Here is a 213-nt window from a genome sequence, read left to right as displayed (position 1 = left end):
GCGGGTTCAACAGCGACACAGAAGCAGCAAACGCAATTTGTTTTTTTGGCGGCAGGCTCCCCTGCTCGCCGTTTTTAATATGGTTGTCGCTTCTCCATGTCATCCAACCCATGTATAGCAAGAACAGGACACCGATGGCAAACAGCATGGTTTTTAACCAGGTAAATGTCAGCACTACAAGCGAGACCCCTAATACCGCTAATGCGATAAGAA

At 47.9% G+C, this 213-nt stretch carries 1 protein-coding gene; it reads right to left on the bottom strand.

Annotation, left to right across the window (positions count from 1 at the left end; all coding sequences use genetic code 11):
* Positions 1-213 (bottom strand): LysE family transporter (locus LKX83_RS33495; RefSeq protein WP_227887638.1); only part of this gene is annotated, 213 nt, incomplete at both ends.

The sequence above is a fragment of the Cohnella baijiui genome (assembly GCF_020731285.1).
In the GTDB taxonomy this organism is placed as follows: domain Bacteria; phylum Bacillota; class Bacilli; order Paenibacillales; family Paenibacillaceae; genus Cohnella.
The sequence above is the reverse complement of the archived record's forward strand: the minus strand, read 5'-3'. Positions and strand labels throughout refer to the sequence as shown.